Here is a 9,336-nt window from a genome sequence, read left to right as displayed (position 1 = left end):
TAGAAAGGGATCAGGAGCGGTCAGTTTCCAACTAACAAACCGGTTCAAGCGGTCCCGCTCCGCGGGTCCATTTCAGTGCCGACGGGTTCCTCTGCTCATCGTCTCTCCTGATTCGCGGGGCAATCGTGCCCACCGTCAGGCAGAAACCCCACTTGTCGCCCTGTCCGGAATTCCGGAGCCAACTCTTTACCGAATATTGCCAATGACGGCCTCCTTGTCCTTTTCCTCTTTCGACAGAACATTAGATGTCAATTCAATGACCTGATTGATCTTATCCAGAAGCCCTTGCAACGAAATAACTGCCATTTGCCCTTCGCTGTTGGCGCTATCAATCGCCGCTTTAAGATTGTTGATCGCGGCGTCGAACTCCGCCTGTATGCCCCACACGTCGTTATTGACCGTCTCGATGGCGATGCCATTCTCCTGCATGAACTTATAAACGCTATGGGTCTTGCCCCGCGAATCGATAAAGTCGCCGTACCCCCAGACAGTCTTCTCGTCATTTGGCCTTTCGGCCCGCATTGTCGCCAATGCGCTAGTCATGTCTTTCAAAAGATCGTTACGCGCCTGCATGCTAGCATAACTATCCCGGAGCTGCGTCTCGTAGATGCCGTGTCGCTCCATCATGAGCAGCATCATGGTCGAATATAGCGACTGCCCATCTGTGATGGCATAGTCCGCACTGTAGGACGGCGCGCTGCCGTTTCCAATCATCATTTTCTACCTTCCTTCCGGTCTAAACATCGTTTGTTCAAACGATGGGTTGCACTCATGCCATGTTGACGAGTTTGCTCCTCGTCTCGCTATCTGCACTACGCATCTCCGCAAGCTTGCTCAGCATGTCCTGAATCTGTGTCTGATAGTAATCGATGAATTGCCTTTCGTCCTCCGCGTGGGCCTTCGCCTTGGTGCTATCCGCGTCATGCTTCGCTTTTTCTTCCTGACATTGAGTGGACGCCATGTTCATGCCGGCCCCGGCGATCTTGGACGTTTCCGTTGTAATGGCAGCGATGCCCCCCCATTTCATGGTCGCCTGTGCGGCTGCGGTTTGCGCGTGAGCGATGCGCGTAACGTCAAAATGGTCCGGCGTGGTCGTAGACCCTGGCATGTGTGGACGCTCCTTGCACGGGAACCGGGAGATCTCCGGGACCTTTACGGAGGGCATGGTCCGCAGCGGGAAGGGGAGGAGCTGTAGCCGCTGATGCACGCCACGGAGAAGTCCGAGCAACGCCATGCCATCAGGAGTGTGGGCGCCAAGGCCAGACGAGGCCTTGGGTGCATGACTTTCGAATCGCAATTGACTCTGGCGAGCACCCTTGAGGTTCATGCCGGCGCCGGCGATAGCGCCACACGATGCGACGATTGAGCCAAACAACTGGTAGAGCCCTGAGCTTCGAATCGACTTGGCAGCCGCGTCCTGCGCAGCGATATCGGCACCGACCGCAGCCCACATGTCCTCTCTTGCCGCTTTGCGAAGCTCAGAATTGAGACGAACAATGAGTGCCGCGACTGCCGACATGTTGCTTCCCGTCGCAAAGTCCTTGAGCTTGGGCGCAATACCTGAAAGCGTCTGCTGAGTAACCAGCTCAGGAGACCCCGAGTTTCCAAGCAGAGCAAAATTTGACGCGCCGTTATTACTCTGGGCAAGCGACTGAGTAGTGGTCGCCTCTGGTACGCGGGCGCCGCGGAGGGAGACAGAGGGCGCACTCGGCGAAAGCTGCGCGGAAGTGTCCAATGGATCAACGCCGGCAATTTTTACAGGCTCGACAGCACTTAGCATGAATGCGCTCCTTACGCTCGCAAGAGAAGGCTGTTAGAAGTGATCAGGCGAAGGCACGGATGAGAGACGCATCGCTGGCACTGCGGCTCTCGATAGCCTCGGCAATCCTCTGCGTGGTCGCCTTTTGGTCGAGGACGAGCTGCTTGATGAAGTCCATCTCGTTGTTTTGCAGCTCTTTCATCCAAGTAATCCGCTTCCTTATGTCCAACGCGTCCGCTTGAGTGTCCGCGGCCTCCTTCTGCTGAACCCCATTCGCGATGCCCACAGCGGCCTCGCCTAACGAAGCAACTGCCTCACCAACGCAAGCGGCAGTCGAAACCCTCTGGCTGATCTGAGCAATCCTGGTAGCGTTCGAGGTTGTCTCCGCGATCGTGGAAGCGGCTTGATTCATGGCCCTTGCGAGGACGGTTGCCAACGAGCCCGGTTGCTTTGCGAGGGAGGCAAGTCCACGGAGAGTCGACGCGCCGGCCTCACCAAGGCGGCTCCACATCGCGGCCGCGCGGGCTCCATTCGCACCTGCATCCATAAGCCCGGCGCCTGCCGTCAGCACGGTAACGGACAATATGATGCCCATCGTGATGCCGATAGCCACTTTGTTCGCCTGGGCCGCATCCATGTTGCCATCTTTCATGAGACGCTTGGCAATCGCCTGGGTCATCTTGTCGACGACTCCCGTTTCGTTGAGCACCGCAACGCCAACTGTAACTGCTGCGGCAACTGTAGCAAGAGTGCCGCCAGTGACCACGGCAGCCGCGACCGAGAGCCCGACCGCGAGCCACCCGAGGAACTTCATTATGCGTGAGCTCTTTTTCGCTTTCGCCATGGCGTTTGCGGCTTCGATAATCTTGTTGCCGATCGTCTCGTGCTGCTGCCTTAGCAGTTCGCCTTCGTGTCGAACATCCGCCATCCCGCTCGCAATTAGCCGGTCAGTCATTTTGATCCTCACTGCCAGCAGATTGTTAGCAAGTTCGATCGGGTCGAGCCCGCGCGGCACCGCCAGCTTCGGAATCGACCCCGATGCGACGATTTCGCGGGAGAATGCTGGCGGCAAATTGCCGACTGCTGTCGTATGGAGCGCGCCTGAACGAGCAATCAAGGAGCGACCGGGTACAAGCGGTGCCCCTGCTTCGTATTCGTACTGCGCCCCACTGGTCGAACCGGTTACGATCAAGCTATGCACCATTTGAGCTCCTTTCTGGTTTCAGGCGGTCGAGCATCCGTCGCGCGCGCCAGGCGAACATGTCGAACTCGGGATTTCCGGCGCTGAGTGTCAGGACATCACCGAGCGCGACGATGGCTGCTGCCGGCCGCCCCAGTTTGACGAAACATTCTGCAGCACGAAGCGGCATCTGCGGGTCCTCGCTGGTCAGGAGCGCAGCCAACCTGTAAGCCTGCACCGCACCCTCTGCATCCTCAAGCATCTGACTGGCAGCAGCCAGGCTGAGCCAGGATCGCGCGTCGGTGTGTCGATGCAAGCATAGAAAGCGAAAGAAACTCAGCGCGTGCTCATATTTGCCGCAACAGTAATAGCGGTAACCCAGCGCATATAGCGCCTCAAGCTCTTCGTCTGTAATGCCAACGACATCGCCTAACGTCGCGCGCCCCGCCATGAGGTCTGGCGCGAGGCACGACAAGGCTCCACCGTCCATCGCATCGGCCGCCTCAGGATCGCTCAACAGGTCTTGCTCGACCCCGCTCGCCATATCACACCCTTCGTCCGAACCATGAAAGATGCAAAGTCGTTTCGGGTGAAGGCAAAATATCGCCTGGGGCGGCCCGCTCGCATAAATAAGTTGCGTCAGAGCCCCCGTCGCAATCGCCGCTACTCGCAGGAGGAGAATCCGGGCCGGCCGCCCCGGTGTCCGATAGTTGAGCCAGCCACTCAAGTTGAGCGCCCGCCCTCCTCAGAAGGCTGTCCATTTGCTCGATCGTTTGTCGGGACTCTTGTATCGTTTCATCTAGATCCACGTTTGCTTCCTCACCAACTCCATGCCGATGCAACCCAGGTCCGACCGCACCATGCCGCTAACTGGTGCAAACCACTCGAGAACGTCGACCGCCAGATCGGCGGCTCGACGCCAGGGCTGGGACAAACAGCGTCTTGCACAAGATGCTCGTTATCCCGACCGAACGACGCCGAGAACAACATCGGCATCCAGGAGTACTGGACGGCCCCTGTCCTCGGTACCCGAGAGTCAGCGGCGTGCAAAATATTGAGTCATTATGGGTGCATCGGCACGAATGATAGGGCCGCTCGTCCCGGCGCAAGCGTGGCTACCGTTCAAGTCGATCTCGGCCAACACGATTATTTTGAGCTTTCCCTGAAAGCTGATGAGGGCGGGAGTTCGCAACACCGACATATCGTGGATGTGAAACGCGTGGCATTCTCCGGACGCCTCTCGTTCCACCCGCCACTACCTGCCCCGGCCTTAAATTGCCCACATCCTAGCTAGGGGGCATCCAATAGCGATCCGAAGGCGCATCTTGCAACTTGGCCAGACCTTCTCGCCAAACGACGAGGTTTCATGAGGCATGATCACGTATGCGGGCAAGCAGCCGCCGGGCATGTCGATCTGCAAAAGGGAGTGAATGTCGCCGAACAATTCACGACAAACTACTCGGTTCTGTCAGGATGGCGTCGCAGGTGGCCCCAAGGGGTCTGATTCATTCGCACCATGGTGACTATTCCGAAGCTCGCAACTGACCTCACGAAATCAGAGCCGACCACCACCAGTCTCGGTCGCAAGATTCCCGAGCGCTCGCAATACCTCTGCGATAGGTTCAATCAAGTGTGACGGGATATATTCATCTACCAGACCGTCTTCCAGGAGCGCACGCGCCAGCGGAACATTTCGCATCACCGGCACGCCGGCGGCGGCGGCGGCCGCGATCATTTGCTGTGCGACGAGATCGGTGCCGATAGCGTCAATCACGGGTAGCGGAATCTCTTGCCCATCGTAGTAAACTGCCACTGCAATATGCGTGGGATTGGAGATCAACAAGGTCGCACTACGCGATAGCGCAATAGGATCCTTGGCCATTAATTGCGAACGAAGTTGCTTGCGGCGACTTTTGATCAAGGGATCGCCTTCGTTTTCCTTGTATTCTCGCTTCACTTCTTCCAGCGACATCATATTCCTCTTCTCGAACTGCCACCGCTGGAACCCGAAGTCCGCAATTGCCACGACAAGATGGATCGACCCCGCACAGACCGCGACATAGAATAAGAGGTTACCCGTCAGCAAAGCCAAGCAGGATACTCCGCAGGTTGGGATCCATACAAGGGAACTTACGCCTGCGCGAACCACAAGTAGAAGAACGAGACCGAGCAACAGCACCTGCACGACTGACCGGATCAGCTGGAGGAGGCTCTGCGACGAGAATATCCTGCTGATGTTCTCACTTGGGTTCAGCTTCATGAGCGATGGCGCGGCTGCTGAGGGCGAGAAAAGCACTCCAGTCTGCAACACGTGGGCGCCCACACCGCCGAGCAGGACGACGCCGAGAAACGGCATTGTCAGACTCTGTATCTCACGGCTATACGATCCGAAGAGTTGCAGCGCGACAACGACAAAGTTCTCATTTTTCAAATACGCGATGGGTAACAGGAGCGCTGCCTCAAGTCGATCCACCAGGCGAGGCAAAGAGGCAACTAGCAAGGCGAAGAAACCAATGGTCAGCACCGCCGAGACAACCTCCCTGCTCTGAGCGACCTGTCCTCTCTTGCGCAGCTCGCGCAGCCTTTGACGGGTCGGCTTTTCGCTCTTACCAGCTGACATGAACAGTCACATGGCGATGCGGCGAACAAATGCGACAGGCGATAGCCCGTGATCGCCGGCATGGGCCAAAACGGTCGCGAGCGACAGGATCAGCAGCAGCAAACCAACCACGCTTTTGATCGGCATAGCGACATAGAAGACCTGCAATTGCGGCGCGAACCGACCAATTAGCGCCAGGCCCAACTCGCTCAAGAACATGGCGACGATGGCTGGACCGGCGAGGAGCAATGTCAACAGCATGACGAGGTCTGCGAGGCTCAGCACCGCCCCGACGAATGCTGGACCAATTGTCGGACGAAAGGTCCACACAGGCCAGATTTCATGCGAGCGATAGAGTGCCTCCAGGAGCTTGGAGAAGCCTCCCGTGACGAACAGCCATGTGAGGTAAAGCTCACCCAGGAATGTCCCAAGCGGCGATGTTTGATTGCCGCTTGCCGGATCGAGCAGACTGGCCATCGTTGCACCCCTTTGGTTGTCAATGAACGTGCCGCACGCCTCCACGCCCCATATGACGGCAGCAACTGGCAAGCCGAGCACAAGACCGAGCAGAAGTTCCTTCAGTCCGAGGCCCAGGATCAGCGTCAGGCTGGCAAAGTCGAGGTCCTCAGGCCTCGTTGTCCAGGCGAGTCCTATTACAGGGAACGACAATGCGATGATCACGCTGTTGCGTGCCATTCCTGTCAGCATGTTGCGCGCGAGGACTGGGACGACCAGCATCATGCCCGTTATGCGTGCAACCGCGAGCACAAGAACGACGAGGGCGGTACGCATCTCAGCCGGATCAAGTGGCATTATGAAAGGACAACCAGGACGGTGAAGAGCGGCCGCAGTCCTTCCTGCAGATGCCGCACGCGATGGACAATCGACGACCCGCTCAAGCTCCGACGCCTACACTGCGCCGATCTTGTCGAAGATTCGCGTCGTATACCGGCCAAGCTCCTCAAACCAGCTCGCGGTGGCGACCAGCACAAGATTTACGCTTATCAGCTTCACAGCGAAGGAAAGTGTCTGCTCTTGAACCTGGGTCATGGCCTGGATCAGACTGATGATCAGTCCCACTATCGTAGCGACGAGGACTGCCGGCAAGGACAGCACAACCGACAGTGTAAGCGCTTCAATGGCGACGTTGACGAGCGTGGCGGAATTCAAGACGCCAGTCCTGCGTAGGACAAGACGAGGCCGTGGATAAGGCGCTGCCACCCGTTCACGGCAACGAACAAGAACAGCTTGAATGGCAGAGATATCGTCATTGGTGAAACCATCATCATGCCCATCGCCAGAAGAATGTTGGAGATAACGAGATCGATAACGATGAAGGGCAGGAACAGCAAGCATCCGACCTTGAATGCCTCTTCCAGTTCGGATGTGACGAAGGCCGGGATCAAGATCAAAAACTCGTTGTCGACCACGACAGCCGAGTCGTCCTTGCTCCACAACTTGTGCGTGGTATTGACGAAGAAATGACGTGTTGTCGTGGACGTGTTTTTCACGAGGAAGTCACGAACTGGCTCGGCACCTAGCGCTATCGTGTCGACTAATTCTCCGAACGTTTGGTACGCGATTGGCCTGTCACGCAGAGCCAGATACGCGCTCTTCGCCACTGGCTGCATGATGTAGGCCGAAAGCAAGATAGCGATCGCGTTCAAGGCCATGTTCGGTGGAATATTCTGAACGCCGAGGGCGTTGCGCAGCAACCCAAAGACAACGACAAGCTTTACGTAGGACGTTACCGTAATCGCAACGAAAGGGAGGACCGCGATGGCCCCCATCAGGACGACAAGCGTCGCCGGATCGGGCAATTTGTTCATCGTTCCGGCCGGGGCAAGCGCAGTTCCAGCAAGCGCACCGCGGTCCGCTCAGCAATGCGCACCAGCTCACCCGTCGCGACTACTTGGCCATTGACGCGCAAAGAAACGTTAGTGGTTGCATCAAAGCCAAGATCGATGACCTGTCCCACAGCGAGTTCACGAAGCTGTCCGAGCGGCATGGTCAAGCGTCCGACATCCACATCGACGGTCAGGTTAATGCTATCGAGGCTTTCAGGCGGGAGGAACTCCGGCTTATCCATCAAACGATCCACTACTGATTGAACAGAGAGGCGGCAATCCCGGATCGAGGCACGAAACCAGGGGCTGTCAGAGAGGTGCGCGACAACAGTCATCGCGCCATCATTGCCCACCGATTGGTTTTCGAGCAGGATTACGTCACCGTGCGCCCTACCGTCGTCAGAAGCACACTGTAGCGGCTGGGAAGGGGTGGAGTTGCCGCAGCCGAAGAGCCCGGGAGAGCTGCGGGATCGGCCAAGTCCCCTTTCTTCGATATGAAACCTGTGCTGGAGATCTTAATCTTGTTCGGAGAGCCGGTCCCGGTTGTCTGAACAGAATCTCCGTGTCGATAAGTGGAGCCTCTGCCGGGGTTAGGCCGCCATGGGGATTGGCGACGGGTTGAAGTAGGCTTGATCCGGTGTGCCGCCGTCAAGATGCGTATTTCACAAAAACGGGACAGGGATTTCGCTAACTAACGGACAGTAGTTTCGCTAAATCGCGGACAGCGTGGCGGCGCTGGCTTTTGGTTGCCTGGTTGTTGAAGTCAATTGGTATTCGTTTCGCTGTTTTCAGCCTCGGTCAAGGGGCGTGTGGCTTTTTTCTTCGCATGCTGTCGCCTTCGAGGACAATGCGGTGGGCGTTGTGGATGATGCGGTCGAGGATGGCGTCGGCGATGGTGGGCTCACCGATCATGTCGTGCCATTGGGCGACGGGCAGCTGGGCGGTGATCATGGTCGATCTACGCCAGTAGCGCTCTTCGAAGATTTCCAGGAGATCGAGGCGCTGCTGATCATTGAGCGTGTGGGTGCCCCAATCGTCGAGAATGAGCAACTGGACCCGCGCAAGCTTGTCGATGAGCGGCGGGAAGCGACCGTCGAGACGAGCCAAGGCGAGGTCTTCGAACAGAGGCGGCACACGCAAATAGAGCACGGAATGATCAAGCCTGGCGGCCTGGCGTCCGAAGGCACACGCCAGCCAGGTTTTGCCCGTGCCGGTCTGACCGGTGACGATGAGGTTTTCGTGGGCTTTCTGCCAGGCGCCTTGCGCCAGCTGCAGGGTATTACGCCGGTCAAGGCCGCGGCGGGAGGCGAAGTCGATGTCTTCGATACAGGCATCGAGGAAGCGTAACTTTGCTGCAGCCAGGCGATTGGTCAGTCGCCGGTCGGCGCGCATGGCGGCCTCGCGATCGAGCATCAGGCCGAGCCACTCATCCCGGCTGAGATCGGCGCCCTCGTCCTGTTCGGCCAGTTGCCGGTAGGCGGCTGCCATGCCGGCAAGGCCGAGGTGAATAGGTGTTCGATTAACCGCAAAGCCCGGAGGAGTTCTCTATGAAAGAAACGGCTTCGATCGATACTGTCATTCCGCCTGCTGACGTCGTCAAACAAACCGCGCGCATCGGCCTGAGAACGTGACCACCAGGCCGACCGTGAAAACAAGACCGTATCCGCGGTAGACCGACGAGAAGTCCAGGTCGCGCGCGACAAAGATATTGACGAGCTCGCCCTGATTCTTGCTCAGCGTCGGCGGGATGTTGATGGACTGCTCGACGGCAATGCCGGCGGCGGTGTTGGTTGCGCCAGCCGTGTTGTTGATCTGGATCGAGCCGTCTTGCAGTTGCTGGCGCCCGATCGAAGAGGCATCGCCGACGATTGACAGGGGAGTGTCAGAAGTTTTGTGTAAGAGCGCCTCTGTGAGAGGTTTGCGGGGTCAGCGGACTGACCCCATGGGGTCA

Annotated in this window: 10 protein-coding genes and 1 pseudogene; all 11 read right to left on the bottom strand. The window is 57.8% G+C overall.

Annotated elements, in window-relative coordinates; all coding sequences use genetic code 11:
- Positions 1-186: 186 nt before the first annotated feature.
- On the bottom strand, positions 187-717 hold the full coding sequence (locus AAFX91_RS35115) for a hypothetical protein (protein ID WP_394569603.1): 531 nt from the start codon (positions 715-717) through the stop codon (positions 187-189).
- A gap of 52 nt (positions 718-769) precedes the next feature.
- The gene (locus tag AAFX91_RS35110; protein ID WP_394569602.1) at positions 770-1,780 is read right to left on the bottom strand and encodes a hypothetical protein; all 1,011 of its coding nucleotides are present in this window, start codon (positions 1,778-1,780) and stop codon (positions 770-772) included.
- Positions 1,781-1,823: 43 nt separating this feature from the next.
- A complete protein-coding gene (gene sctE, locus AAFX91_RS35105; protein ID WP_394569601.1) occupies positions 1,824-2,963 on the bottom strand; it encodes a type III secretion system translocon subunit SctE in 1,140 nt (379 codons plus the stop codon).
- Positions 2,953-3,483, bottom strand: coding sequence for a SycD/LcrH family type III secretion system chaperone (locus AAFX91_RS35100; protein ID WP_394569600.1), 531 nt, complete (start codon positions 3,481-3,483; stop codon positions 2,953-2,955). The genes sctE and AAFX91_RS35100 overlap by 11 nt, the downstream gene beginning before the upstream one ends.
- 1,011 nt (positions 3,484-4,494) lie before the next feature.
- Positions 4,495-5,559, bottom strand: a complete 1,065-nt coding sequence (locus AAFX91_RS35095; protein ID WP_394569599.1) for an EscU/YscU/HrcU family type III secretion system export apparatus switch protein — start codon at positions 5,557-5,559, stop codon at positions 4,495-4,497.
- A 6-nt stretch (positions 5,560-5,565) separates the two neighbouring features.
- On the bottom strand, positions 5,566-6,330 hold the full coding sequence (sctT, locus tag AAFX91_RS35090; RefSeq protein WP_394569598.1) for a type III secretion system export apparatus subunit SctT: 765 nt from the start codon (positions 6,328-6,330) through the stop codon (positions 5,566-5,568).
- A gap of 117 nt (positions 6,331-6,447) precedes the next feature.
- Positions 6,448-6,678, bottom strand: coding sequence for a type III secretion system export apparatus subunit SctS (gene sctS / locus AAFX91_RS35085; protein ID WP_394569604.1), 231 nt, complete (start codon positions 6,676-6,678; stop codon positions 6,448-6,450).
- A 26-nt stretch (positions 6,679-6,704) separates the two neighbouring features.
- A complete protein-coding gene (sctR, locus tag AAFX91_RS35080; RefSeq protein WP_394569597.1) occupies positions 6,705-7,367 on the bottom strand; it encodes a type III secretion system export apparatus subunit SctR in 663 nt (220 codons plus the stop codon).
- Positions 7,364-7,720, bottom strand: a complete 357-nt coding sequence (locus AAFX91_RS35075) for a FliM/FliN family flagellar motor switch protein (RefSeq protein WP_394569596.1) — start codon at positions 7,718-7,720, stop codon at positions 7,364-7,366. Before AAFX91_RS35075 ends, sctR begins: the two co-directional genes overlap by 4 nt.
- Before the next feature lie 463 nt (positions 7,721-8,183).
- A complete protein-coding gene (gene istB / locus AAFX91_RS35070) occupies positions 8,184-8,873 on the bottom strand; it encodes an IS21-like element helper ATPase IstB (RefSeq protein ID WP_394569595.1) in 690 nt (229 codons plus the stop codon).
- Between the two features lie 177 nt (positions 8,874-9,050).
- A pseudogene (locus AAFX91_RS35065) lies at positions 9,051-9,260 on the bottom strand (TrbI/VirB10 family protein); the annotation flags it as partial.
- Positions 9,261-9,336 lie beyond the last annotated feature (76 nt).

This window comes from Bradyrhizobium sp. 31Argb, from assembly GCF_043638955.1.
Classification (GTDB): Bacteria; Pseudomonadota; Alphaproteobacteria; order Rhizobiales; family Xanthobacteraceae; genus Bradyrhizobium.
The sequence above is the reverse complement of the archived record's forward strand: the minus strand, read 5'-3'. Positions and strand labels throughout refer to the sequence as shown.